The 24,667-nt window shown below is 71.6% G+C and carries 28 protein-coding genes and 1 tRNA gene; 7 read left to right on the plus strand and 22 right to left on the minus strand.

Annotation, left to right across the window (positions count from 1 at the left end; translation table 11 throughout):
- Nucleotides 1–1,932, minus strand: a complete 1,932-nt coding sequence (locus ABD292_RS28535) for a Xaa-Pro dipeptidyl-peptidase (RefSeq protein ID WP_344212562.1) — start codon at nt 1,930–1,932, stop codon at nt 1–3.
- A 152-nt stretch (nt 1,933–2,084) separates the two neighbouring features.
- Here ABD292_RS28535 and ABD292_RS28540 point away from each other — a divergent pair, with 152 nt between their 5' ends.
- Complete coding sequence (locus ABD292_RS28540; RefSeq protein ID WP_344212564.1) at nt 2,085–2,744, plus strand: FadR/GntR family transcriptional regulator; 660 nt, start codon at nt 2,085–2,087, stop codon at nt 2,742–2,744.
- A gap of 12 nt (nt 2,745–2,756) precedes the next feature.
- Here ABD292_RS28540 and ABD292_RS28545 read toward each other — a convergent pair whose 3' ends face one another.
- Entirely contained in the window at nt 2,757–3,443 is a 687-nt protein-coding gene (locus ABD292_RS28545; protein WP_344212566.1) for an LPXTG cell wall anchor domain-containing protein, read from the minus strand.
- A 98-nt stretch (nt 3,444–3,541) separates the two neighbouring features.
- On the opposite strand from ABD292_RS28545, the gene ABD292_RS28550 reads away from it, so the two are divergent.
- Nucleotides 3,542–3,787, plus strand: coding sequence for a hypothetical protein (locus tag ABD292_RS28550; protein WP_344212568.1), 246 nt, complete (start codon nt 3,542–3,544; stop codon nt 3,785–3,787).
- 4 nt (nt 3,788–3,791) lie between these two features.
- Here the strand turns inward: ABD292_RS28550 and ABD292_RS28555 are convergent, their stop codons facing one another.
- The 8 genes from ABD292_RS28555 to ABD292_RS28590 form a co-directional block, all read right to left on the minus strand.
- The gene (locus ABD292_RS28555) at nt 3,792–4,442 is read right to left on the minus strand and encodes a class I SAM-dependent methyltransferase (protein ID WP_344212570.1); all 651 of its coding nucleotides are present in this window, start codon (nt 4,440–4,442) and stop codon (nt 3,792–3,794) included.
- 14 nt (nt 4,443–4,456) lie between these two features.
- Nucleotides 4,457–4,738: a metal-sensitive transcriptional regulator gene (locus ABD292_RS28560; protein ID WP_344212572.1), complete on the minus strand. Its 282-nt coding sequence runs from the start codon at nt 4,736–4,738 to the stop codon at nt 4,457–4,459.
- Between the two features lie 73 nt (nt 4,739–4,811).
- On the minus strand, nt 4,812–5,372 hold the full coding sequence (locus ABD292_RS28565) for a YybH family protein (RefSeq protein ID WP_344212574.1): 561 nt from the start codon (nt 5,370–5,372) through the stop codon (nt 4,812–4,814).
- Between the two features lie 345 nt (nt 5,373–5,717).
- On the minus strand, nt 5,718–6,044 hold the full coding sequence (gene nirD, locus ABD292_RS28570; RefSeq protein WP_344212576.1) for a nitrite reductase small subunit NirD: 327 nt from the start codon (nt 6,042–6,044) through the stop codon (nt 5,718–5,720).
- On the minus strand, nt 6,041–8,470 hold the full coding sequence (nirB, locus tag ABD292_RS28575; RefSeq protein ID WP_344212578.1) for a nitrite reductase large subunit NirB: 2,430 nt from the start codon (nt 8,468–8,470) through the stop codon (nt 6,041–6,043). The genes nirD and nirB overlap by 4 nt, the downstream gene beginning before the upstream one ends.
- Nucleotides 8,467–9,861: an FAD-dependent oxidoreductase gene (locus tag ABD292_RS28580; protein ID WP_344212580.1), complete on the minus strand. Its 1,395-nt coding sequence runs from the start codon at nt 9,859–9,861 to the stop codon at nt 8,467–8,469. The genes nirB and ABD292_RS28580 overlap by 4 nt, the downstream gene beginning before the upstream one ends.
- Nucleotides 9,858–11,879, minus strand: a complete 2,022-nt coding sequence (locus ABD292_RS28585) for a molybdopterin oxidoreductase family protein (protein ID WP_344212582.1) — start codon at nt 11,877–11,879, stop codon at nt 9,858–9,860. The genes ABD292_RS28580 and ABD292_RS28585 overlap by 4 nt, the downstream gene beginning before the upstream one ends.
- 2 nt (nt 11,880–11,881) lie before the next feature.
- On the minus strand, nt 11,882–13,192 hold the full coding sequence (locus tag ABD292_RS28590) for an MFS transporter (protein WP_344212584.1): 1,311 nt from the start codon (nt 13,190–13,192) through the stop codon (nt 11,882–11,884).
- A 203-nt stretch (nt 13,193–13,395) separates the two neighbouring features.
- Here ABD292_RS28590 and ABD292_RS28595 point away from each other — a divergent pair, with 203 nt between their 5' ends.
- Nucleotides 13,396–13,686, plus strand: coding sequence for a hypothetical protein (locus tag ABD292_RS28595; protein ID WP_344212586.1), 291 nt, complete (start codon nt 13,396–13,398; stop codon nt 13,684–13,686).
- Nucleotides 13,687–13,735: 49 nt separating this feature from the next.
- On the opposite strand, the gene ABD292_RS28600 is transcribed toward ABD292_RS28595, so the two are convergent.
- The 3 genes from ABD292_RS28600 to ABD292_RS28610 all read right to left on the minus strand — a co-directional run bounded on the left by ABD292_RS28600 (nt 13,736) and on the right by ABD292_RS28610 (nt 17,282).
- A complete protein-coding gene (locus ABD292_RS28600) occupies nt 13,736–14,221 on the minus strand; it encodes a GNAT family N-acetyltransferase (RefSeq protein WP_344212588.1) in 486 nt (161 codons plus the stop codon).
- A 50-nt stretch (nt 14,222–14,271) separates the two neighbouring features.
- Nucleotides 14,272–15,249 carry an aldo/keto reductase gene (locus tag ABD292_RS28605; RefSeq protein WP_344212590.1) on the minus strand — a complete coding sequence of 326 codons (978 nt, stop codon included), beginning with the start codon at nt 15,247–15,249 and terminating at the stop codon, nt 14,272–14,274.
- A 95-nt stretch (nt 15,250–15,344) separates the two neighbouring features.
- Nucleotides 15,345–17,282, minus strand: a complete 1,938-nt coding sequence (locus tag ABD292_RS28610; protein ID WP_344212592.1) for a hypothetical protein — start codon at nt 17,280–17,282, stop codon at nt 15,345–15,347.
- A 109-nt stretch (nt 17,283–17,391) separates the two neighbouring features.
- Here ABD292_RS28610 and ABD292_RS28615 point away from each other — a divergent pair, with 109 nt between their 5' ends.
- The 3 genes from ABD292_RS28615 to ABD292_RS28625 all read left to right on the plus strand — a co-directional run bounded on the left by ABD292_RS28615 (nt 17,392) and on the right by ABD292_RS28625 (nt 18,308).
- Nucleotides 17,392–17,559: a hypothetical protein gene (locus ABD292_RS28615; RefSeq protein WP_344212594.1), complete on the plus strand. Its 168-nt coding sequence runs from the start codon at nt 17,392–17,394 to the stop codon at nt 17,557–17,559.
- Nucleotides 17,560–17,651: 92 nt separating this feature from the next.
- Entirely contained in the window at nt 17,652–17,951 is a 300-nt protein-coding gene (locus ABD292_RS28620; protein WP_344212596.1) for a hypothetical protein, read from the plus strand.
- A 162-nt stretch (nt 17,952–18,113) separates the two neighbouring features.
- The gene (locus ABD292_RS28625) at nt 18,114–18,308 is read left to right on the plus strand and encodes a hypothetical protein (RefSeq protein WP_344212598.1); all 195 of its coding nucleotides are present in this window, start codon (nt 18,114–18,116) and stop codon (nt 18,306–18,308) included.
- A gap of 26 nt (nt 18,309–18,334) precedes the next feature.
- Here ABD292_RS28625 and ABD292_RS28630 read toward each other — a convergent pair whose 3' ends face one another.
- Entirely contained in the window at nt 18,335–18,721 is a 387-nt protein-coding gene (locus ABD292_RS28630) for a DUF5997 family protein (RefSeq protein ID WP_344212600.1), read from the minus strand.
- 54 nt (nt 18,722–18,775) lie between these two features.
- Here ABD292_RS28630 and ABD292_RS28635 point away from each other — a divergent pair, with 54 nt between their 5' ends.
- Nucleotides 18,776–19,516, plus strand: coding sequence for a LysR family substrate-binding domain-containing protein (locus ABD292_RS28635; RefSeq protein WP_344212602.1), 741 nt, complete (start codon nt 18,776–18,778; stop codon nt 19,514–19,516).
- A gap of 105 nt (nt 19,517–19,621) precedes the next feature.
- Here ABD292_RS28635 and ABD292_RS28640 read toward each other — a convergent pair whose 3' ends face one another.
- The 8 genes from ABD292_RS28640 to ABD292_RS28675 form a co-directional block, all read right to left on the minus strand.
- A complete protein-coding gene (locus tag ABD292_RS28640; RefSeq protein WP_344212604.1) occupies nt 19,622–19,978 on the minus strand; it encodes a hypothetical protein in 357 nt (118 codons plus the stop codon).
- Nucleotides 19,979–20,166: 188 nt separating this feature from the next.
- Nucleotides 20,167–20,304: transfer RNA gene (locus ABD292_RS28645), tRNA-OTHER, on the minus strand.
- Between the two features lie 108 nt (nt 20,305–20,412).
- On the minus strand, nt 20,413–21,144 hold the full coding sequence (locus ABD292_RS28650) for a DUF7873 family protein (RefSeq protein ID WP_344212606.1): 732 nt from the start codon (nt 21,142–21,144) through the stop codon (nt 20,413–20,415).
- Between the two features lie 102 nt (nt 21,145–21,246).
- On the minus strand, nt 21,247–21,648 hold the full coding sequence (locus ABD292_RS28655; protein WP_344212608.1) for a hypothetical protein: 402 nt from the start codon (nt 21,646–21,648) through the stop codon (nt 21,247–21,249).
- A 39-nt stretch (nt 21,649–21,687) separates the two neighbouring features.
- Nucleotides 21,688–21,897 carry a hypothetical protein gene (locus ABD292_RS28660; protein WP_344212610.1) on the minus strand — a complete coding sequence of 70 codons (210 nt, stop codon included), beginning with the start codon at nt 21,895–21,897 and terminating at the stop codon, nt 21,688–21,690.
- Nucleotides 21,898–22,058: 161 nt separating this feature from the next.
- Nucleotides 22,059–23,240, minus strand: a complete 1,182-nt coding sequence (locus tag ABD292_RS28665) for an NAD(P)/FAD-dependent oxidoreductase (RefSeq protein WP_344212612.1) — start codon at nt 23,238–23,240, stop codon at nt 22,059–22,061.
- A gap of 81 nt (nt 23,241–23,321) precedes the next feature.
- Nucleotides 23,322–24,266, minus strand: a complete 945-nt coding sequence (locus ABD292_RS28670) for an RNA polymerase sigma-70 factor (protein ID WP_344212614.1) — start codon at nt 24,264–24,266, stop codon at nt 23,322–23,324.
- Between the two features lie 130 nt (nt 24,267–24,396).
- Nucleotides 24,397–24,636, minus strand: coding sequence for a hypothetical protein (locus tag ABD292_RS28675; protein ID WP_344212616.1), 240 nt, complete (start codon nt 24,634–24,636; stop codon nt 24,397–24,399).
- Nucleotides 24,637–24,667: the final 31 nt, after the last annotated feature.

Raw genomic sequence — 24,667 nt, forward strand, 5'->3', positions numbered from 1 at the left:
CTAGAAGAAGGTGAACCCCTCCTCGGGCTGCGGCAGCTCGACGCGGTCAGGTCCGTGGAACCTGGCCTTGTCCTGCGGCACGTCCGCGAGCGGCGTCCCGAGCACGAACGGCACGGAGACGGAGCTCCGCGACAGGTCGACGGTGACGGTGGCGCCGGTCCCGCTCTCCGCCGTGTAGGTGGAGTCGGTGCCGGCGATCACCAGGCCGATCCTGTGGCCCTTCCTGAAGGTGTAGTCCTGCGGCAGCGTCAGCCACTTGACGGTGCCGTACGTGCCGGCCGGCAGCGGCTTCGCCTGGCTGAGCGAGTCACGGTTCTGCACGTCGATCCAGCCGCGGGCGACGATCTCCAGCGGGCGGGTGGCGACGTTCGTGACGACCTTGCGGTAGCAGCCGTCGTCGGCCGCGGTGCTCTCGCCCCAGCAGTCCTCCTCGGTGAGCGTGGTGATGCCCTGGCCGCGCCGCCAGTCGACGCGGGCGCTCTCGCCGAAGTCGACGAGCAGGGCGGTCAGGTTGGCGGTCGGCTTGTCCAGCTTGACCCGAAGGTCGGCGGTGGGCGTGCCGGACAGGCGCAGGTCCAGCGGGAGCGCGCCGGTCGTGAACGCGACCCGGCCCGGGTGGGCGGTGCCGACGTCGGCCACCATGTCGTTCTCGCTCATGGCGACGTCGGTGAAGGTCGCGGTGCTGTTCCTGGCGGCCGGGCGCAGGCCGAGCGAGCCGTCGGCGGCGGGCCGCAGCGACGCCTTGAGCGCGAGCGGCGCGGGCCAGTCGCGCTGCGTGATCCACTGGGCCGGGCCGATCTCCACGTCGGCGCGGGGCTCCTGCGCGATGCCGTTGCGCACGCCGTGCAGGTAGTGGTCGAACCAGCGGTGCAGGGTGTCCACCCAGAGCCCGCGCCGGCCCTCGAAGTCGAACGGGTCCACGTGCTGGGTCTGGCCGACCCAGATCTTGCGCGGCACGCCCCGGTCGGCGAGCGCCTTCCACCAGGTGGAGAAGTTGTCCGGCCGGACGTTGAGGTCGTTGACCGTGTGCACGGCGAACACGCTGGCCCGGACCTTCGAGGCGTCGCCGAGCAGGCCCTTGATGTAGTCGCGTTCGGCCCAGAACGCGTTGTAGTCGCCGGTGGCGTCGCCGTCCTCGGCGTCCATCCGGTCGCGGACCGCCTGGCACTTGGCCTCGGGGTCGGTGTCGACGTAGTTGGCCAGCCAGGAGGCGTAGTCGTAGTTGTAGATCACGCCGTTCGAGCGCTGGTACTTGTACCAGGAGCTGATGGCCGAGATCGGCACGATCGTCTTCAGCCCGGCCACGCCGGTGGCGGCGACGGCGTTGGCCAGCGTGCCGTCGTACGACTTGCCGATCATGGCGGCGCTGCCGGTGGTCCAGTCGGCGACGGCGGCGCTGCCGTCGGCCCTGGTGGCCTTGGCGCGGCCGTTCAGCCAGTCGATGACGGCCTTGCCGCCCAGCACGTCGGCTCTGCCGCCGACGTCGGGGCAGCCGTCGGACTTGGTGGTGCCGAGCATGTCGACGTTGAGCACGGCGTAGCCGCGGGGGACGAAGTAGTTGTCGTAGAAGAGCGGGAACTTCATGACGTTGCCCGCCGCGTCGTAGACCTTGCGCTCGCCTTCGTTGCCGCGGCCGGAGTTGTCGTAGTAGGGGCTCTCGTCGATGATCACCGGCACCTTGAGTCCGGGGCCGGACTCCTTGGGGCGGATGATGTCCACGCGTACCTTGTCGAGCGCGCCGTCGGCGTCGCTGTCGACGGGGGACTCGACGTACACGTGCTCGCGGACGGCGTCGGCGTAGGAGAAGACGGGTTGGGTGCGGCCGTTCTCGACGGTGATGGTCGGAGTGGCGGCGCGCGCGGGGAGCGCCGTGACGGTCGTGGTCGCCAGGGTGGCCGCGACGGCCACGAGGGCCGGACGTAAGGATGACACGCATGACCTCCAGAGGAGCATCCGGGACAAAACGCAATCTCTCAGACAGCCGGTGACGGTGACAAGATTTGACTCGCGGAGGTCGGGGCCGGATGCCCGGCGGGCGTACGGCTTAGGGTGAGAGTCCCCACCTGAAGGAGAAGAGGGGGCACATGCGCAACGTGGCGCGGACCTCGCTCGTCGACGCGGCGATCGGCGAGCTCCGCCGGGAGATCGCCGACGGCACCTGGCCGGTCGGGACGAAGATCCCGTCCGAGAGCCAGCTCGCCCAGAGCCTCGGCATGAGCCGCCTGTCGGTGCGCGAGGCGGTGCGCGTCCTCGTCCACGCCGGGCTCCTGCACACGCGGCAGGGCGACGGCACGTACGTCACCGCGACCGACGAGTCCAGGGTCGCGCTGCGCCGCCGCCTCGACACGGCGGCCGCCATGGACATCATCGACGTACGCCGCGGCCTCGACCTCGTGGCCGCCCGCCTGGCCGCCGGCCGCCGCACCGACGAGGACCTGCTCGCGCTGCGCGAGATCCTCGCCCGCAGGGCCGCCGCCGCCCGGGCCGGCGACCTCGACGGCTTCGCCGACGCCGACGTGGAGTTCCACGTACGGGTGGCCGACGCCGCCCACAACCCGCTCCTCGCCGACCTCTACCGGGGCATGAGTGACGCGCTGCGCGACAGCGTCCGCGACCAGGAGGAGGCGGCGCTGACGCCGGACACCTCGCACGAGGAGCTGCTGGGCGCGATCGAGGACGGCGACCCGGGGCGCGCGGTCGCCGTCTCGATCGCCATCCTCGACCAGCAGGCCCGCGAGCTCTGACGCGTCAGGGGCTCAGCCGGAGATCACGATGGTCTCGGCGGAGGGATCGCGCGGCGGCTCCTCGTCCTCGGTCTCCCGCCGCCTGACCAGCCACCACCCCGCGCCCGCGAGCGCCGCTCCCCCAGCCGCCGCGAGCGGCAGCGTCCACGCCGGCACCCCGGTGTCCTCCGCCACCCTGGACGGAGGGGGCGAAGGGGGCGGAGCGGACGCCGCGGCCGTGGCCCGCGCGACCGGCGCCGGCTCCGCGGGCAGGTCGGGGAAGCCCGGCGGCCGCACCGCGCCCCAGTAGTCCACCCCCTGCGCCACGAACCCCTCGATCGACTCCTTACGCACCGGCTCGGCCTTCAGCCCGCCGGGCACGGACACCGTCCCGGCAAGGTACGGCGCGAACATCCCCTGCAGCCCCTCGATCTTCCAGTCGCCCTCCGGCAGTACCACGGAGGCGGCGTAGTGCCCGGCCTCCGGCAGCGGCGTGCCGGGGAAGGTCAGGCTCTCGCCGTCAGGGCGGGTGAAGCGCAGCCCGACCGGCGACAGCTCGCCCTCGTACGGATGGGTGCCGTGCTGCAGCACCCAGAACCCCAGCGTGTACGACGTCCCCGCCACGAACCGCTGCGGCGCCGGGTCCAGGGACGTCTCGGCCCACGCCCCGCTCGCGCCGCCGAGCCAGCCGGCGACCAGCAGAGCCAGAATCCATTTCATACGCCGGATACACCGCCCGCCGGGCGGAGGTTCCGGGACAATCGACATTTCCTGATGGGAGGCGCGTCTTTTCCGTGCACCACGCGCACAATGAAAAGGTGTCCGCCGCCGGACGTCAGAATCTCGACGCGATGCTGGACGTGCTCGTCTACGAGAACGTGCTGGTGGCGTGGCGCCACGCGCCGCTGGGCGGCTACCTGATCGTCTCCCACGAGGGCGAGGAGATCAGGCTGACCGCGCAGCAGGCGGACATGTGGTCGCGGGGCGCGTTCGCCGTCTATCTGGCGCTGGTCGACGCCCGCAGGATCAGCCCGCGCATCCCCGGCGACGGCGCACGCCACTAGGGCGTCAGGGGTTGCGCGCGCGCCCCAGGATGTGGGTCAGCGTCGGCGACGACGGCAGCGCCTTGAAGGGGAAGCGCTCGCACTCCTCGATGACGAGCCCGCTGTCGCGGAGGGCGCGGGCGGTGTCGCGGTTGGGCCGGCAGTCGCCGGTCACCAGGCGCCACAGCGGCGTGACGGCGTGCTGGAGCAGGCCCACCGCCGGGCGGGGCGAGCGTACGTGCTCGAAGAAGCGCACCTCGCCGCCGGGCCGCAGCACGCGGCGCACCTCGGCCAGCGCGGCCCGCTGGTCCGGCACCGAGCACAGCACCAGCGACAGCACCACCGCGTCGCAGCCGCCGTCGGCGACCGGCAGCGCCCCGCCGTGGCCGGCCACCACGCGCACGGGCACCTTCGCGGCTCCCGCGGCCCGCTCGGCGTACGCGCGCAACACGTCGTCCGGCTCGACCGCGACGACCTCGCGCACCTCGGCCGGGTAGTGCGCGAAGTTCAGCCCGTTGCCCGCGCCGACCTCCACGACCCGCCCGGACAGGCCGGTCAGCAGGCGCCCGCGCAGCTCGCCGGTGGCGCGGGTCTCCGCCTCGGCGCTCAGCCTGGCGTAGGCGCGGGCGAAGCGCGGATGCTGGAACCGCGACAGGTCCTGCGGCAGATCACCCATGACCCCACCGTAGGTCAGGACCGCACGAGGCGCGCGATCGCGTCCGAGGCCTCCTTGACCTTGGCCTCGGCCTCGGCCCCGCCCTTGCGGGTGGCCTCGGCCACGCAGTGCGCCAGGTGCTCCTCCAGGAGGGACAGCGCGAACGACTGCAGCGCGCTGGTCGTGGCCGAGACCTGGGTGAGGACGTCGATGCAGTACTTGTCGTCCTCGACCATGCGCTGGAGCCCGCGCGCCTGTCCCTCGATGCGGCGCAGCCGCCGCAGGTGCTCCTGCTTGCTGTCGGTGTATCCGGGCATCACGGCCGTCCTTCCGCTCGTCACACCGACCGCAACGCCATACCCCCCTGCCGTATTCCGGAGCCCGCTCCGGTCAGCCCGCCTTGTTGGTCATGAGGTCCGTGATCTTCCACTGGCCGCCCTGGTCGGCCAGCAGGAACAGCTCGCGGTAGGCGTCGCCGCCCTGCTTGCTGCGCGCGCGGACCACCGCGTACTGCTGGCCGAGGTCGCGCGAGTCCTCGATGGTGTGCGTGGCCTTGGACACGTCCTTGTTCTTGAACTGGTCCTGGTAGAGGCTGCGGATCGCGCTTCCGCCGGTCGCCGTGGCCTTGCCGGCGATGGCGACCACCGCGTCGTCGGAGAAGGAGTTGACGACCTTGTCCACGTTGCCCGACTTCAGCACGTCGAAGAAGCTCTGGACGGCCGAGCGCGCCTGGGCGGCGCCGGCGGTTCCGGTGGGCGAACCCGTCTCCATGGGCGATCCGGACTCCATGCCGGTGCCGGTCTCCATCGGTGACGTCATGCCGGTGGGCGAGGCGGGGCTCGCCTCGCCCTTCATGGCCTGCGAGTCGGTGCCCGCGGCGCAGCCCGCCACCAGCATGGCGGGAACGACGGCGGCCAACAGGAATGCTCTGCGGTGAGAAATCTTGCTCATGGCGGCTTTGATGCCCCGCCGGTCGATTAACGAATGCGTGGTTTAGGCACTTCCGACGGGTTCTTTACTCGGTCCGGTATTACTCGACGGAATGACCCGATATGCCGAGACCGTTCAGAGCTTCGATCGTTGCCGGGGCGAGACCAGCAAAGCGGGAGCCCCCGATACCGTCGCTTCAGTGCCGCGAACCCAGGCGAATCCGGACCCCCTTCCGCAGCGTGAGGACGCCGAGCGTTGCGACAGCTCCGAGACGGGACGCCGTTGCGTCCTGCCGGCGGGCCACCGCAGCCCACACGTCTTCCCGCCGGTCGAGGATCCCCTGCGCTGACGGCTACGTGCTGACGGCTACGTCCGCACCTCCACCGCCGCACCCGCCCGCCGCACCTCGTAGACCGGCACGCGCACGCCCCGCTCGTCCAGGCAGTGGCCGGTGGCCAGCGAGAACACCTGTTTGTGCAGCGGCGAGGCCACGGTCGGCTCGCCCTTCCTGGTGCCGACGATGCCGCGCGAGAGCACGTACGCCCCGCTGAACGGGTCGAGGTTGTCCAGGGCGTGCAGCCCGCCGTCCCAGGTGCGGAACAACGCGACCTGCCGGCCTCCCACCAGCACGCACACGCCGCGCTCAGGCAGCAGGTCGTCGTAGCCGCAGACCGGCGTCCACGCGGCGCTCATCGGGCCATCACCGGCTTGATCTGGCCGCGCTCGCGCTCGAACACGATCGACGGGTCGGGGACGCCCGGCGCGTTGACGAAGCTGACGAACCGCCGCAGCTTGTCCGGGTCGTCCAGGGTCGCCGACCACTCGTCGGCGTACGTGGCCACGTGGTGCGCCATCTGCGCGTCGAGGTCGGCGCAGATGCCCAGCGAATCTTCCATGATCACCTCACGCAGGTGGTCGAGGCCGCCCTCCAGCGACTCCAGCCACGCGGAGGTGCGCTGGAGGCGGTCGGCGGTGCGGACGTAGTACATCAGGAACCGGTCGATGGTCCTGATCAGCTCCTCGGTGGACAGGTCGGCGGCCAGCAGATCGGCGTGGCGAGGCTGGAAGCCGCCGTTGCCCGCGACGTACAGGTTCCAGCCCTTCTCGGTGGCGATGATCCCGAAGTCCTTCGAGCGGGCCTCGGCGCACTCGCGCGCGCAGCCGGAGACCGCGGACTTCAGCTTGTGCGGCGAGCGCAGGCCCCGGTAGCGCAGCTCCAGCTCGATCGCCAGGCCCACCGAGTCCTGCACCCCGTAGCGGCACCAGGTGGAGCCGACGCACGACTTCACCGTGCGCAGCGCCTTGCCGTAGGCATGGCCGGACTCGAACCCGGCGTCCACGAGCCGCCGCCAGATCAGCGGGAGCTGCTCGACGCGGGCGCCGAACAGGTCGATGCGCTGGCCGCCGGTGATCTTGGTGTAGAGGCCGAAGTCGCGGGCCACCTCGCCGATCACGATGAGCTTCTCCGGCGTGATCTCGCCGCCGGGGATGCGCGGCACGACCGAGTACGTGCCGTTCTTCTGGATGTTGGCGAGGAAGGCGTCGTTGGTGTCCTGGAGCGCGGCCCGCTCGCCCTCCAGCACGTGCCCGTTGTGCAGCGAGGCCAGGATCGAGGCCACGGCCGGCTTGCAGACGTCGCAGCCCCTCCCCTGCCCGTGCTCGGCGATGAGCTGCGAGAACGTGGTGATGCGGCGGACCCGTACGATGTCGAACAGCTCGGCCCGCGAGTGCGCGAAGTGCTCGCACAGCGCCTTGCCGACCTCGACGCCCGACTTCTCCAGCAGCCGCTTCAGCATCGGCACGCACGAGCCGCACGTGGTGCCCGCCCGGGTGCACGCCTTGAGCCCCGGCACGTCGGTGACGCCCTGGTCGGCGACGGCGGTGCGGATGTCGTCCGCGCACACGTTGTTGCACGAGCAGACGAGCGCGTCGCCGGGCAGGTCCAGGCTCGCCCCCGCGCCGCTGAAGAGCAGGTCGGACGGCGGGGCGGGCAGCTCCTTGCCCACGAACGGCCGCAGCGAGGCGTACGGCGCGGCGTCGCCCACGCAGATGCCGCCGAGCAGCGTCCGCGCGTCGTCGCTGATGAACAGCTTCTTGTAGACGCCGGCCACCGGGTCCATGTAGGTGACGTCGAGCGCCCCCGTCATGGCCCCGAACTGCGCGACCTCGACGCCGAGCAGCTTGAGCTTGGTGGACAGGTCCGCGCCCGTGAACGTCGCCGAGCCGCCCGTGATCCGGTCGGCGGCGACCTCCGCCATCGTGTTGCACGGCCCCACCAGGCCGTAGATCATGCCCCCGGCCAGCGCGCACTCGCCGATCGCGTAGATCGACGGGTCGGAGGTGCGCATCCCGGCATCGACGACGACGCCGCCCCGCTCGCCCACCTCCAGCCCGGCGGCGCGGGCCAGCTCGTCGCGCGGCCTGATGCCCGCCGAGAACACCACGACCTGTGCCTCCAGCAGCGTCCCGTCCGGCGTGCGCAGCCCGGCGACCCGGCCCGCGCCGTCCACGACGACCTCGCGCACGCCCGAGCCCGCGTGCACGCCGAGCCCCAGGCCCTCGATGTGCCGCCGGAGCACCGCGCCGCCGCCCTCGTCCACCTGCCGGGGCATGAGCCAGGGGCTCATCTCCACGATGTGCGCCTTCAGCCCGAGCGCCCGCAGCGCGTCGGCCGCCTCCAGCCCGAGCAGGCCGCCGCCGACCACGACGCCCTCGGCCGCGTCCTTGGCGGCGGTCCTGATGGCGTCCAGGTCCTCGATCGTGCGGTAGACGTGGGCGTGCTCGGCCCCCGGCACCGGCGGCACGAACGGCGCCGAGCCGGTGGCCAGCACCAGCACGTCGTACGGCAGCGCGCCCCCGTCGGCGGTGAACACCCGCCGCGCCTGCCTGTCGATGCCGGTGACGCGGGTCCCCAGCCGGGTGACCGTGCCCTCGGGCACCTCGTAGGCGAGGTCCTCGGCGCTGGTCCCGGACAGGTACGACGTCAGCCGCACCCGGTCGTAGGCCGGCCGCGGCTCCTCCCCGATCACCGTGACCCGCCCGCCGAAGCCCCTGTCCATGAGGCTTTCGACGAGCCGATGGGCGGCCGGCCCGAACCCGACCACGACGAGCTCCTTCATACGGAAATCCCTTCCTGCTCGCACAGCCAGCCGACGATGCCTTCCACGGCGTCGCGGCAGGTTCCGCATCCGGTGGTGGCGCGGGTGGCGGCGGCCACCCCGGCCAGGTCGCGCGCCCCCGCCTCCCAGCACGCCCTGATCTGGCCCTTGGTCACGTTGTTGCACTGGCAGACCCTGGCGGCGTCCGGCATGAGCGTCGGACTGGCCGCCACGGGCGCCGCCGACAGCCCGGGGAACAGCAGCCCCGCCCGGTCGCCCGGCACCGGACCGCCACGGTCGAAGAGCTGGGTGAGCGTGCCGACGGCGTCGCTCTCGCCCAGCAGGATCGCGCCGACCAGGCGACCGTCGCGGATGACGAGCTTGCGGTAGGTCCCGCGGGCCCGGTGGCTGAACCTGACCACCTCGGCGTGCTCCTCGGTGAGGTGCGTCTCGCCCATGGCGGCCAGCTCGACGCTGCGCGCCTTCAGCCGGGTCACCAGGCGGGAGCCGCGGTAGAGCGCCTTGCCGCCGGTGATGACGTCGGCGGCGACGGCGGCCTGCTCCCAGGCGGGGGCGACCAGGCCGTAGACGGTGCCGTCGTGCTCGGCGCACTCCCCGATCGCGAAGATCGACGGGTCGTCGGTACGCAGCTCGTCGTCCACGACGACGCCCCTGCGCACCTCCAGCCCGGCCTCGGCGGCGAGGCCCGTGACGGGACGGACGCCGCAGGCCAGCACCACGAGCCCGGCCTCGACCAGCTCGCCCCCGGCCAGCCGGACGCCGTCCTCCAGCACCGCCTCGGCGGAGACGCCGGTCCGGGTCTCCACGCCGAGCCCGGCCAGCGTCTCGCCCAGCACCTCGCCGGCCTCGACGTCGAGCTGCCGCTCCATGAGGTGCCCGGCGAGGTGCAGCAGCGTGACCGGCAGCCCGCGCCCGGCCAGGCCGCGGGCCGCCTCGACGCCGAGCAGCCCGCCGCCGACGACCACGGCCCGGCCGGCGTGCTCGGCCGCGGCGAGGATGCGCGCGCAGTCGTCCAGGGTGCGGAACGGCACGGCCCGCTCCACGCCGGGGATCGGCGGCACGACGGCGTCGCTGCCGGTGGCCAGCACCAGCAGGTCGTACGGCTGGCGGCGGCCGCTCGCGGTGACGACGTGCCTGGTCTCCCTGTCGAGGTGGGCGACGGCGTCGCCGAAGACGGCCTCGACGTCGTGGGCGGCGTACCAGGAGGCGTCGAGCAGCCGCACCTGGTCGGGGCGGGAGCCGCCGGCCAGCACCTCCGACAGCAGCACCCGGTTGTAGGGCCGGCACGACTCCGCGCCGAACACGGTGATCCTGATGTGGGGATCGTGGGCGCGCACCTCGCTGACGAGCCGCGACCCGGCCATCCCGTTGCCCACGACGACGAGCCTCATGAGTCCCTCTCCACCCTGACCGCGCAGACCTTGAACTCCGGCATCCTCGACGTCGGGTCGAGCGCCGGGTTGGTGAGCCGGTTGGCGCCCTCCCAGTGGAAGGGCATGAACACGGTGTCGCGCCTGATGGCGTCGCTGATCCTGGCGACGGCCTTGGCCTCGCCCCGCCTGCTGGTGAGCCGCACCATGTCCCCGGCGGCGATCTCCAGCCGCTCGGCGAGGTCGGGGTGCAGCTCGACGAAGGGTTCCGGGGCGGCCTGCACGAGCGGCGCGATCCTGCGCGTCTGGGCGCCGCTCTGGTAGTGGGCCAGCAGCCGGCCGGTGGTGAAGTGGACCGGGTAGTCGTCGTCCGGCTCCTCGGCGGCCGGCCGGTGCCGGACCGGCACGAACCTGGCCAAACCGTCCGGGTGCGCGAAACGGTCGAGGAAGGGGCGCGGGGTGCCCGGGTGCCCCGGCTCGGGGCAGGGCCAGAAGACGCCCTTCTCCTCGGCGATGCGCTCGTAGGTGATGCCGGAGTAGTCGGCGGGCCCGCCCCGCCCGGCCCGCCGCAGCTCGTCGAACACCTCGGCCGGCTCGGTGGCGAACCTGTGCCCCAGCCGCGCGGCGAGGCCCGCGATGACCTCCAGGTCGCTCCGCACGCCGTCCGGCGGGGCGACCGCCTGGTTGCGCAGCAGCACGCGCCCTTCGAGGTTGGTCATGGTGCCGGACTCCTCGGCCCACTGCGTCACCGGGAACACCACGTCGGCCTGGGCGGCGGTCTCGGACAGGACGAAGTCGCAGGCGACGAGCAGGTCCAGGGCGGCGATCCGGGCGGCGACGTGCTCGGCGGCCGGGGCCGAGATCAGCGGGTTGGAGCCGAACACCAACAGCGCCCTGGGCCCGCCGGGGGTGCCGAGGGCGTCAAGCAGCTCGTACGCCGACCGCCCCGGCCCCGGCAGCGACTCCGGCGGCACGCCCCACACGCCGGCCACGTGCGCCCGCGCCGCCGGGTCGTCGATCCTGCGGTAGCCGGGGAGCTGGTCGGCCTTCTGGCCGTGCTCCCTGCCGCCCTGGCCGTTGCCCTGCCCGGTGACGCAGCCGTAGCCGGAGCCCGCGCGGCCCGGCAGGCCGAGCGCGAGGGCGAGGTTGACGAAGGCGGTGACCGTGTCGGTGCCCTTGGCCTGCTGCTCGACGCCGCGGCCGGTCAGCACGTACGCGTTCGACGCGGCGGCCAGGGCCCGCACCGCCTGCCGCATCCGGTGGACGGGCACGCCGGTGATCCGCTCCACCCGCTCGGGCCACCACTCCGCCAGCGAGGTCCGCACGTCCGCGAAGCCGGTGGTGCGGGCGGCCACGTACGCCTCGTCCACCAGGTTCTCGGCGACGACGAGGTGCAGCAGGCCGAGGGCGAGCGCCAGGTCGGTGCCGGGGGCGGGCTGCAGGTGCAGCCAGGCGAGCCGGGCGGTCGGGCTGCGGCGCGGGTCGATGACGATCAGGCGCGGCCCCTCCAGGTGGCGGACGAACGGCGGCATGGTCTCGGCCACGTTGCCGCCGGCCAGCAGGACGACGTCGGCCGCGGCCAGGTCGGTGACCGGGAACGGCATCCCCCGGTCCATCCCGAACGCCCGGATCGACGCGGCGGCGGCCGAGGACATGCAGAAGCGGCCGTTGTAGTCGATCTGGCTGGTGCCGAGCGCCACCCGGGCGAACTTGCCCAGCATGTACGCCTTCTCGTTGGTCAGGCCGCCGCCACCGAACACGGCCACGGCGTCGGGGCCGTGCTCGGCGCGGATCGCGGCCAGCCGGCGGGCGACGTGGTCGAGCGCCACGTCCCACTCCACCGGCTCGCCGTGCAGGAGGGGCATGGTGAGCCGCTCGCCGCTGGTGAGCAGCTCACCCGCCGTCCAGCCCTTCTGGCAGAGCGCGCCCGAGGCGTTGGCGGGGATGTCCGTCCTCGGCCGGACGGCCAGCTCGGGACCGATCTCCATCCCGCACTGCAGGGCGCAGTACGGGCAGTGCGTCTTCACCGGCTCGCCCACGGTCAGACCCTGGCGTGGGCGAGGCTGGCCACGATCCGGACGCCCACCTTGCGGACGTAGCACCACCAGGTGAGCGCGAAGCAGGTGGCGTAGAACAGGCCGAAGGCGAGGAAGGCAGGGGCGGGCGAGCCGGAGGCGGCGAACGACATCCCGAACGCGCGGTTGATGAGGAAGCCACCGAGCGCGCCGACCGCCGAGATGACGCCGATCGCGGCGCTGGCCTGCCGCTTGCCGTACAGCAGGGCCTCCTCGCCCTCGCCGCGCTCGGCCACGGCCTTGGCCTGGAAGATCGCGGGGATCATCCGGTACGTGGAGCCGTTGCCGATGCCCGAGGTGAGGAACAGCAGCTGGAAGGCCAGGAAGAACGGCCAGAAGCCGCCGCCCTCGCCGGCCGCCCAGACCAGCAGGACGCCGCCGCCCATCGCGGCGAAGTTCCACAGGGTGACCGGCGCGCCGCCCAGCCGGTCGGCCAGCCAGCCGCCGAACGGCCGCACGAGCGAGCCGAGGAGAGGGCCGGCGAAGGCGACGGCCGCGTACGGGGAGTCGGGGAACAGGCTCTTGCTGAGCAGCGGGAAGGCCGTGGAGTAGCCGATGAACGAGCCGAACGTGCCGATGTAGAGGAACGACATGATCCACGTCTGGGCCTTGCCGGCCACCGCGATCTGCTCGCGCGGGTTCGCCCTGGCGGTGGTCAGGTTGTCCATGAAGAACCAGGCGCAGGCGGCGGCCACCACGATGAACGGGATCCAGAACCACCCGGCCGCGGCCAGCCCGAACGCGCCGATCACCAGCGGCATGACGAGCTGCACCGAGCTCACCCCGACGTTGCCGCCCGCGGCGTTGAGCCCGAGCGCCACCCCCTGCTTGGCACGGGGGTAGAAGTAGGTGATGTTGGCCATGCTGGAGGCGAAGTTCCCGCCGCCGACCCCGGCGAGCGCCGCGATCACCAGGAACAGCCAGTAGGGCGTGCCGGGGTTGTTCACCGCGACCGCCAGCAGCACCGCGGGGATCAGCAGCAGCAGCGCGCTGACCACGGTGAAGTTGCGCCCGCCGAACCTGGCGGGGCCGAAGGTGTAGGGCAGCCGCAGCGCCGAGCCGATCAGGTTGGGCAGCGCGACCAGCCAGAACAACTGGTCGGTGGTGAACTCGTAGGAGCCCATCCTGGTCGCGACGATGCTCCACAGGGTCCACACGGTGAAGCCGAGGTGCTCGGCGAGAATCGAGAAGATCAGGTTGCGCCGTGCGACGCGCCTTCCTGAGCTCTCCCAGAAAGCTGGGTCATCGGGGTGCCAGTCGGCGATCCAGCGCGCCATCGACCTCTCCTACGCTCGGCGTCCGGGGAGCTCCAACGTAGGAATCGGTCGTTACGCACGCGCACTTTCCGTGGCTGTGCATCCGTTACAGGTGATTCACCGCGGTAACAAGCCACGCACAAGCGTCACGCCGGAAACGTGCGCGTAACGCCTGGTTACTGCCGCCTTCCTGGGGTAACGACACTCAGCAAGGGGGGGGAATCATGATCAAAACACTTCACAAGATGGGCATCAAGTCCAATCACATGTACGTGGCCGGGATCTGCTCGGTCGGCCTGGCCTTCGCTTCCTGGTTCGCGTCGAAGCAGACCGAGCACGCAGGGCTCGACCGCGCGGACCGATGGGGCATCTTCGTCGGGGAATGGGCGCCCACGTTCTTCGCGATGGGGGTCGCCCTGCGGATCGAGGAGACGCACCGCGAGCTGGAGGAGTCCGAGATGGAGTCCTTCGGCAGGTCCCAGGACATGCGCAGCCGGACGCACGCGGGGGTTTGACCGGCACGGCACGCGGGTCACGCTTGTGTGACCCGCGTGACCGCCGTTGTCACGCGGGATCGAGAGCGCGGTCCGCCAGCCGCCGCAACGGCTCGTCGGTGAGCCGGTACTTGTACCAGTCGTCCTGACGCACCGCGCCGAGGCCCTCGTAGAAGCCGATGCTCGGCTCGTTCCAGTCGAGCACCGCCCACTCCAGGCGCTGGTAGCCGCGCTCGGCGCAGATCCTGCCGAGCTCGCCCATGAGCGCCATCCCGAGGCCGCTGCCCCGGTGCTGCGGGCGCACGTAGAGGTCCTCCATGTAGACGCCGTGCACGCCGCGCCAGGTCGAGAAGGTCAGGAACCACAGGACGAAACCGGCGACCTCGCCGTTGATCTCGGCGATGTGGGCGAAGACGGCGGGCCCGTCGCCGAACAGCGCGGCGCGCAGGCCCTCCTCGGTGGCGCGCACCTCGTGGGCGGCCTTCTCGTACTCCGCCAGCTCGCGGATCAGGTCGAGGATGACGGGCACGTCGTCGGGGGTAGCGGGACGAATCATGCCCACCAGGGTACGGCCAGGTCAGACCCGCCCCGCTCCCCCGTTCCCCGCTACCAGCGGTCGTGGACCTGCGGGCGGATCAGCTCGTCGTAGACCCCGTTGACCGTCTCCAGCGTCGCGGCCGGCAGCGGGTCGAGCCCGGCCGCGGCCGCGTTGGCGGCGGCCTGCGCCGGGTTGCGGGCGCCGGGGATGACCACCGAGACCCCTTCCTGGTCGAGGATCCAGCGCAGCGCGAACTGCGCCATCGTCGCCCCCTCCGGCACCAGGGGAGCCAGCCGCCGCACCGCCTCCAGGCCGGTCGCGAAGTCGACGCCCGAGAACGTCTCCCCCACGTCGAACGCCTCGCCGTGCCGGTTGAAGTTGCGGTGGTCGTCGGGGGCGAAGGTGGTGTTCTCGTCGTAGCGGCCCGACAGCAGGCCGCTGGCCAGCGGGACGCGGGCGATGATGCCGACCCCGGCGGCGCGGGCCGCGGGCAGCACCCGCTCCAGGGGCTTCAGGCGGAAGGCGTTGAGGATGATCTGCACGCTCGCCACGTTGGGGCGGGCGATGGCGGTCAGGGCCTCCTCGCAGGTCTCCACGCTGACGCCGTACGCGGCGATCTTCTTCTCCGCGACCAGCGTGTCGAGGGCGTCGAAGACCGCGTCCGTCGAGTAGACCGGCGTCGGCGGGCAGTGCAGCTGCACCAGGTCGATGGTGTCCACGCCGAGGTTCTGGCGGGAGCGCTCGTTCCAGGCGCGGAAGTTGGACATCACGTAGTTGGCGGGGAGCTGCTCCATCCGCCGGCCCATCTTCGTGGCGATTGTCAGGCCGGGGCGGCCCTTGGCGAACCGGCCGACGATCTGCTCGCTGCGGCCGTCGCCGTACACGTCGGCGGTGTCGATGAAGGTGACGCCCGCGTCGGCGGCGGCGGACAGCGTGGCGAAGGCCTCGTCCTCGGAGACCTCGCCCCAGTCGGCGCCGAGCTGCCAGGCGCCGAGGCCGATGACGCCGACCTCACGACCGGTGCGTCCCAATATGCGGTGTTCCATCAGGGTGGCTCGCTTCCTTTTTGTGCTGCCTCATATTCCACCACGGCCCGCTCACGGCCTTCCGCTGACGGCATCCAGCGGGAGAGCCGGAGCCGTCACCGTGGCCGGTAGCAGCAGCGCAGTCCGGTCTGCACAGACGCGCGCAGTTCCTCCCCGATCACCGGATCCACCCCGGCGATCCGCGACAACGCCCGCCGGATCGCCTTGCCCACCGCGATCCTGGCCCGCTCCTCGCCGCCCGCGAACGGCCGCGCCCGCCCGCCGATCCCCGTGGCCGCCGTCAGCTCCCGCACCAGCCACTCGCGCTCCAGCCGCAGCGCCGACGCCCGTTCCAGGTCGTTCATCTCCTCCAGCTCGTCGATGTCGGCCTGGAGCTGCGTCAGCCGTTCGCGGTAGGAGTCCCGGGCGAGGTCGTCCAGCACGGGCTGCGCCGACGAGCCCTCGCCCTCCTGCGACCAGGTGCCCGCCGCCAGGTCGGCGGCCAGGATCTCGCGCCCGGGATGGGCCACGAGCGCCGCCAGATGGGCCATGCCGACGCTGTGGTCCGCCACCGCGACCCGCCCGCCCAGCTCGATCCGCCAGTGCCGCCCGTCGCGGTGGAACCGGCACGTCCGCCGCACCTCGCCGGCCCCGCTCAAGGCCGCGCTGCCGACCACGCCGGGCAGCGCCATCCCCAGGTCCCTGGCCTCCCGCGCCGCCGCGGCCAGTTCGGCGCGGGCCGCCGCGTCCCGCGGCCCGTCGCGCAACGCCAGCGCCTGCCCCAGACGGCACCGCGACAGCGCCGCCGCCGGCCAGTGCCCCAGCGCCAGGTTCGCCTGCACGGCGGCACGCAGATGCCGTACGGCCAGATCCAGATCCCCCGTGGTCAGCGCGGCCATCCCCAGCGGGTGCTCCGCCGACCCGAAGCACACGACCCCGAGACTGCCGATCACCGGCAGCGCGGCGTACGGGCTGAGCAGCGCGTACGCCCGCGCCGCCGTCCCCGCGTCCTCCAGCAGGTGGGCCGTCTCGGCCACGAAGTACATCGAGACCAGCCAGGAGCTCGAACGGGGCAGCTCGGCGAGGTCCCGCCCCCGTACGCGGGCCAGGTGCCCGGCCGCCAGCCGATGATCCCCCGCGACGGCCGCGACCAGCGCCAGTCCCGCCAGGTAGGAGTTGTCGATCGGGCTGAGCGTGGGCGAGCTGGCCAGGTCGCGCAGTCCGGGCAGGAGCTCGGCGGCGCGCCCCTGGAACCAGCGGACGGCGCCGAGCTGGCCGCCGAGCCAGCCGGTGGCGTCCATGTCGCCGGCCTTGACGCCCCGCTCGAAGCACTGGCCGGCCAGCCTCTCCGCCTCGTCGAAGCGGCCCGCGCGGATGGCGAGCATGACCTCGACGGCGTCGACCACGTACCCGACCGCGAGGTAGGCGTGCTCGCGCAGCAGCCGGCGCAGCTCCTCCAGGCAGCGTTCGGCGTGCGGGTCGGCGGCCAGGAAGAGGTTCACGGTCCGCCACATCAGGCCCATCAGCAGGTCGCCGCGGCGCTCGGTGACCCCCGCCAGGCCGATCAGCTCATCGGCCAGCTCGCGCCTGAGCGCCGCGTGCTCGGGACCGAGCAGGCAGTGGTGCGCCAGGCTGAGCGCCTCCGCGACGGCGAGCGGGTCCCCCGCGTCCCGCGTCTCGCGGAGCAGCCGCAGGATCCCGTCGTGCGTGCCGTTCCGGTAGTCGTCCTCCCCCTGGAGCCGGATGCGCAGCCGGAGCGCCGTCGGCGAGGACGGGTCGAGCAGCGACAGCGCCCGTAACTGCCGCGTACGCACCCGCTCGGACTCCGCCGACGTCCGGTGCTCCCGCACCCAGCGCCCGCCGAGCCCCAGCGCCGCCAGCCCGAGCGCGACGGGGTCACCGGACTGCTCGGCCTGGCGGTAGGCGGCGTCGTACCAGCGCCGCGCGGTCTGCAGATCCCCGTTCACGTGCAGCGCCCGCTCCCCCAGGACGAGCGACAGCCTGGCATCCGAACTCGGGGCCGGCCACACCTCCGGCCGTTGTGCTACGCCCACACTCCGCTCCTGTCGGTCTCCTGGGCTGAGCCCGCGAACGGCCCCCCGGATACCGGGCGGTTCAATTGAGTCGAAACTGTCGGTGCCGCACGGAAGAATGCGAAGCACCATGATTCCTTTCAACGCCGTACGCACTCCGGGTGGCGACATCGTCGTCTTCTACGTGGGCTCCGAGCCCCGCCTGACCCCCGACCAGGCTCTCGCGTTCGCCGACCAGCTCCGCGCCCTCGCCGACGCCGACCCCTGCCCGGCCCCCGCGATGGCCGCCGCCGTCTGACCCTTCCCAGTCCTGCCCGTCTTGATCTTCGTCGGCGCCGTACGGCACGATGGCCCCACCCCTGACCGACCCGATCCGAGGAGCCGGCGCACATGGACCTGACAACGACGGTGCTCAGGCTCGTGCCAGCGTGCGTCCTGGCCGCCCTCGGCATCCACACCCTGGCCACCGGGCGGATCCTCGTCGCGACGGAGCGTCAGCGCACGAAGCTCCGGCCACGCCCATACGGTCTGGGCCAGCTCCTCACGGGCCTCTGCTTAGTTCTCCTGCCACTGTCCAGCCTCGTGCCGGACCGGTCGCTGTACTACGTGGTGTTCTTCGCATCGATCGGATGCCTGGTGGCAGGGATCTGCTTCCTGGTGGCCGCGATGATCCCCCAGGACCGGCCCTAGCCCCGGCAGCGGCAGACCGCCCACAGAAGCGGCGGCAGACCGCCCACGGAGGCAGCGGCAGACCGCCCACGACACCTCCGGCAGAACGCCCACACAACCGCCTCTACCTGCGATGACAACAGCAGACCGGCACGAGCACGCGGGCGGCAAGCCTCCGGCGAGGTGGTCGGGATCGAGGTCAAGGCAGCGGAGACCGTGCGCGGCGACGACTTCCGCGGCCTGCGCCATCTGGCCGACCGGCTCGGCGCACGGTTCCGCGCGGGTTTCGTGCTCTATGCCGGGGAGCAGGCGCTGGCGTTCGGCGAGAAACTGCGGGCCCTTCCCATCGCGGCCTTGTGGACGCTCGGAGACGCTTAGGAGAGCCGGCGCGGGCCGGCGCCAGGTCAGCCCTCCTGCGCTCGCTGCTGCTTGAGGCGGAGCGCCTCCTTGCGGGCCTCGGCCTGGACGGAGCGCTCGTGCTCCAGCCACGCCGGGTTCTCCGCCTTGATCTCGTCGATCTCGGCGGTGGTGAGCGGCTTGGTGATGCCGCTTCTGGCCAGCCCGGAGATGGAGACCCCGAGCTTGGCGGCCACGACCTGCTTGGGGTGGGGGCCGTTGCGGCGCAGGTCGGCGAGCCAGGCGGGCGGCTTTGCCTGCAGGGCGTTCAGCTCGTCCCTGGAGACCGGCCCGGCCTGGAACTCGGCGGGAGTAGCCGAGAGGAGGACCCCCAGCTTCTTCGCCGCGGTCTCGGGCTTCATCGTCTGGACGGTCTTCGGTTTGGGCGACGGCATGATGTCAAGCGTAGTCAGTCGGAACGGGTTCCCTGACATCGGTACGCTGAGGCGGTGACCGATGGCGAGAGCGGCAGGGCCTTCCGATTGGCGTACGCGCCCGGAGTGACACCCGCCAAATGGGTCAACATCTGGACCGAGCGGATGCCCGACGTACCGCTCACCCTGGTCGCGGTCCCCGCCGCCGAGGTGGTGGCGCTCCTGCGCGACGGCGGCGCGGACGCCGGATTCGTCCGGCTGCCGGTCGACCGCGACGTGCTCAGCGTGATCCCCCTCTACGTGGAGACCACGGTGGTCGTGGTGCCCAAGGACCACGCGGTGACCGCCGCCGACGAGGTCACCCTCGCCGACCTGGCCGACGACGAGATCCTGCACCCCCTGGACGACACCCTGGAGTGGACGACCCGGCCGGGCCTGCCCGCCTTCACCCGCCCGGCTACGACGGGCGAGGCGGTCGAGCTGGTCGCGAGCGGCGCCGGGCTCCTGGTGGTCCCGCAGTCGCTGGCGCGCCTCCACCACCGCAGGGACCTCAAGTACCGGCCGCTGCTCGACGCACCGCAGTCGCAGGTCGGCCTGGCCTGGCCCACCGACGCGACCACGGACCTGGTGGAGGACTTCATCGGCATCGTACGCGGCCGCACGGTCAACAGCTCCCGAGGCCGCACCCCCGCCCCCGCCGCCGCCGAGAAGCCGGCCCAGCGCCGCCAGGAACGCAAGCCCAGCCAGACCGCCTCCGGCCGCCGCGCCACGCCTCCGTCGCCGAACCGCAGAAGAAAGGGCAATCGAAGCCGCTGATCCGCAGGACGACGAAGAGCACTGGGAGCGACCGTCATCCCAAGCGAATCTCACCACGACGGCAGCGACCAATTCACCACGACCTGTACCGCTGACGGTCGTCGCCTATTCGACGGCGCGTGGGACGACGACCACTTGATCGTCGTCCTCGTAGATGATCCTGCCCGGGTCCGCCGATTCGAGGCGTACGCACTCCACGCCGTGCGCGGCGAGAATGGCCAGGTATCCCGGCACCCGCCGGATGAGGTGCCCGGCTGACGCCTTGAACCAGGCCGCCGCCTCCGGATTGACGGCGCGGTCGTAGACGGTGGGGTCCACGGTGGCGGGGTCGGTGAAGTTGGTGTCGTACCAGGCGTTGTTCTCGCGCCTGAAGGCTTCCTCCGCGTCCGACAGGCGTCCCTGCTCGGCCAGGGCGTTGACGAGGCCGAACACTCCCGGATATGTGCCGCGCCTGTTCGGCACGGGACTTTGGAACCGCACGTACATCTGTCCCCCTTGACGGCTCGGCCCGGACAACGACGGCGGCCCCCCGGCGTTCCCAAGCCGGGGGGCCTTGAATGTTGCCGCCATATGTGAGGCCAGCAGCGTTTAAGAGAGCAGGTCAGCTATGACGAATGTGCGCTCTGCCATTGAGCCACCGCGGCATGAAGAGCCGCGGGCCGGATTCGAACCGGCATCTCAACAATCATGGCCTGCCCTCGGTCGATGTGGCTCTCGACGGTCAATGCTGAGCTTCGAGCGAGAATCTGAATGTGATCGGCTGCCTCTGCCGGTTGGGCTACCGCGGCGCGAACCGCGGGGAGGGCTCGAACCTCCGCTTTGGCCGTTCGTCAGCTTCAGCTTCAGCCTCAGCTTCGCGCTTTCGCGCACCCCGCGCTCAACGGGGAGTCTCTACGCTAGCCGAACAGGTAGGCGAACACCGCGTCGCCGACCCTGCGGTCCTCGACCTCGGCGCTGTTGGCCTCTTCACGGGCGTACTTCACGGCGTCCTGCAGCTTCTGCACCCGGGCCAGCAGCTCGTTGACGCGGCGGGCCGGCAGGGCGCCGGAGAACGCCGTCTTGGTCCAGTAGCCGACGACGATGTCCTCGGTGAACACCTGCACCTGCGCCGGATGCTTGTCGGTCGCCTCGGCGAGCACGTGGTTGCGCGGCACCTTCTTGGTGCGGGTCGTCTTGACCGGCTCCGTACGCCACGCGCCGGAGTTGTCGTCGAACGTCCACGTCTCCGCCGGGTCCAGGGTCGGCAGTTTGGCGATGAACGCGTACAGCTCGACCAGCTGCTTCTCCAGGAACAGCAGGTAGGTGACCGGCGCGCCTTCGATGAGGGTGGTCCCGTCCACGACGACGTCGGCCTTGGCGACGGTGTTCGTCCAGTCCTTGGTCGCCGTCACGTCGAACAGCTTCGTGAGCGCCTTGCCGACCTCGGCCAGCACCTCCTCCGCCTTCACCTGGACGCGGGTGGACTCCGGCGGGAGCTGCTCGCCCTCGTCGTCGATCGGCTGGTACGTGCGCGACAGGCCCGACAGCAGGGGGTGCTTCTGGATGGTGTGGTGGGCGTCGGCGACCGCGCGCTGGCTGCTGGCTTTGACGCCCTTCTCCACGGCGAGGATCTGGTTCAGCTTCGCCACGGCGAGGTCCGTTCATGCGAGGGGTTGACGGGATGAGGCGAAAGCGTACAGCGGCCCGCCCAAAGCCGCGCAACTCGTTAAATCGGTCACCTGAGACGACGCTCATCCACCTGGGCAGTCGCTGTCGCCGCCGCTGTACTCGGCGCAGTAGCCGGACGGCAGAGGCGGCGGAGGACGGCGCAGCTCCGCCTGTCGCGCCTCCGTGTACAGACTCGCCAGGACGAAGAGCACGCACGCCGTCGCGACGAGGCCGAAGATCCAGGCGCGTACGACTCTGGCGGTGAAGACGCAGATGCCGGTGGCGAGGACGGGCGCGACAGTGAAGATCACCGCCGCCGCGGCCAGCCACGCGTTCGTGCCGCCACGATCGAGTTCGGCGTCACCCGTGAACGCGGTGGCGAGTGCCTGCCAGAGGCACAGCGGAACCCCGATGAACCAGATCACCGCCAGCAGGCCGAGGACCATGCCGCTGACCTCGCTTGGCTCCGTGCCCTTCGCTTTCACGACAAGGGACTGTTCCGTCCGCTCGTCATGACGCACAAGTCAGGAGTCAAGCTGCTTGCGTCCTTTGTCCGTCAGCGACGCCAGATGCACTGCCACGCCGAAGGTGGTGAACCCCGACCTGGCCGCGGCGGTGAACCCGGCGATCACCGCCTCCGACGGATGATCCCGGACCAGGACGTCATAGGCCGCGAACTCGTGGTCCCGGATGGCGGCGAGAACCATGTCCGTGGTCAACTCGGACTGACTCACGATCTCCTCCAGCAGGTCGCCCTGCCCCTTACAGTCTCACCGTCTGCCGACGGCGGTCTACCGTCTGTCCAGGATCGGGCACGAACAATCCTTCAGGCACGTGCTCGCGTGCGGCGCGCGGGCGAGCGGACCACCACGCTCGCCCGGCAGCGCTCGCTTCGTCATGCCTGCGTGAGAGGCCGGGCCTCCACGGCGCCGGTGCCCGCGAGGTGGCGGCGGCGGCTCGGCATCAGCATGGTCGGGTGCGAGATGCTCCAGGCCGCGCTCGCGCAGATCATCTCCTTGATGCGGGCGGCGGTCCGCCCGGTGAAGACGCTGGACGTGACCTGGTCGTCGGGGGTCACCCGCTGGATGATCCCGTCGCGGCGTCCGAGGCTGATGCACTGCACCGAGTAGCCGATCGTGGTCTCGGGAACCTTGCGACCGGTCAGGCGCGCGGCGATGACGTCGGCCGCCAGCCACGCCATCGGGTTCGCCGAGGCGCAGGACATCCGCAGCGGCTTGCCACCCGCTCCTTCTGCGTACGCGGCGTCGCCGACGGCGTACACGTCGGGGTGCGAGACCGATCGCATGCCGGCGTCGACGACGATCCGCCCGGTGTCGGACACCTTCAGGGTGGTGGCGGCCGCGATCGGGTGCACGCCGAACCCCGCGGTCCACACGGTCACCTCGGCCCGGATCTCGCTGCCCGCGGCGGTGACCACGCCGTCCGCTTCGACGCGCGCGATGTCGACGTGGTCGTGAACCGTGATGCCGAGCCGGTCGAAAGCGCCGCGCAGGTGGCGCTGGGCCTTGTCGCTGAGCCAGCCGCCGACGCGGCCGCGGGCGGCGATCGCGACCTCCAGGTCCGGGTGGGCCTCGGCGATCTCGGTGGCCGCCTCGATGCCGGTCAGGCCGCCGCCCACGATCAGTACGGTCCCGCCGGGCTTCACCTCGTTCAGGCGCGCCCGCAGCCGGAGAGCGGCCTGCTTGCCGGCCACGTTGTAGGCGTGCTCGGCGACACCTGGGACGCCCTGGTCGGCGTGGGTGCTGCCCAGGGCGTACACGAGGGTGTCGTAGGCGAGGGTCTCGCCGCCGAGCTCGACGGTCTTGCCTTCCACATCGACGGCGGTGACCCGCGCGGTCCTGACCTGTACGCCGGTGCCCGCGAAGACGTCGCGCAGCGGGCGGGGCCGCAGATCCTGCCCGCTCGCCAGCTGGTGCATGCGGACCCGCTCGACGAACTCCGGGTCGCCGTTGACCAGCGTGATCTCGACGTCGTCGCGGTGCAGCCGCTTGGCGAGGCGGCCGGCGGCGTTGGCTCCGGCGTACCCGGCTCCCAGGACGACGATGCGGTGCTTCATGGCTACGCTCCTATCTGGTTGCTTTCACCTCCTGAACCGGACAGGCGCGCGATCCCTGACAGGGACCTGATGTGATGTGGGTCACCAACTCAACGGGACCGGGCGACGAGATCCATCGGCCGCCCACTGACGCGCGATGCGCTGAAGCTTGTCGGGGTTGACCTGGATGTGGATCGAGGCGAGGCCGTCAGGGGTCATGTCGAGACAGATCACGCCGATGACCTGCGCGCCGACCTCGACCAGCACGGCAGGACCGCCGTTGACGACGACGGCGTAGAAGACGGGATCGCCGCCGACGAGGGTCCGCTTGGAGTCGCTCGGCTGGAACATGCCACGCAGGTACTGGGCGATGCCCAGGGCTCCGATGACCGGCGTCCTGCGCGCGACGACCTTCCCGCCGCCGTCGGCCACGCTGACCGCGTCGTCCGCGAGCAGCCGGATCAGCGGCTCGGTGTCGCCGCTGAGGGCCGCGGCGAGGAACTCCTCGACGATCTTCCGCGCGGCGGCGGCGTCGACCTCCGTACGGGATCGCTCGGCAGCCAGATGCTGCCTGGCCCGCCGGTAGATCTGCTGGCAGTTCGACTCCGTGATGTCCAGGATCTCGGCGATCTCGCGGTGCGCGTACCCGAACGCCTCGCGCAGCACGTAGACGACGCGCTCGTTGGGCGTCAGCCGCTCCATCAGCGTGAGCATCGCCATGGAGACCGACTCGCGCTGCTCGAAGGTGTCGGCGGGACCGAGCATCCGGTCCCCGTCCAGCACCGGCTCGGGAAGCCACTGCCCCACATACGTCTCCCGCCTGGCCCGCGCCGAGGTGAGCTGGTTGAGGCAGAGATTGGTGAGCACTTTGGTCAGCCAGGCCTCGGGCGTCTCGATGCGTTCCCGGTCCGCCGCGTGCCAGCGCAGGTACGTGTCCTGCACCGCGTCCTCCGCATCCCCGGCAGATCCCAGCAGCCGGTAGGCAATCGCCTCCAAACGGCCCCTAGAGCTCTCGAACAGATCGGTTTCGTACACGCGGAGCGACATGGCCTTATGATCGGCCATCCGTCCAGGTCACGCCACACCGCCCCGGCTATTTCCCGCCGGAACGCCCGGGCCAGAGACGTTCATCCTGGTGCAGCTCAGGCCCGCGTCGTCTCAGCTGCGCTGCCGGGCCTCATGCCATAGACGGAAACCTCACCGTGACTTTGACGTTGCCGCGCGGGTCAGCCTTGCCCAACTCCTCCGAGAGCGCCTCATGGGAGAGATCGGGCGGCCCATAGCGGGCGTACCACTTCTGACCGTCGAGCGTCGAGACGGAGATGCGTTGCTCGTCGTAGATGAGAGTCGCTTCGCTCACCTGGCCTTCACGCACGGGCCACGGCACCTCTTTCACTCGGCTGGTCACCTGTGCCATGCACCTTCATGCGTTCTTCTGTCGTGAACCC

The organism is Nonomuraea bangladeshensis (assembly GCF_039529455.1).
In the GTDB taxonomy this organism is placed as follows: Bacteria; Actinomycetota; Actinomycetes; order Streptosporangiales; family Streptosporangiaceae; genus Nonomuraea; species Nonomuraea bangladeshensis.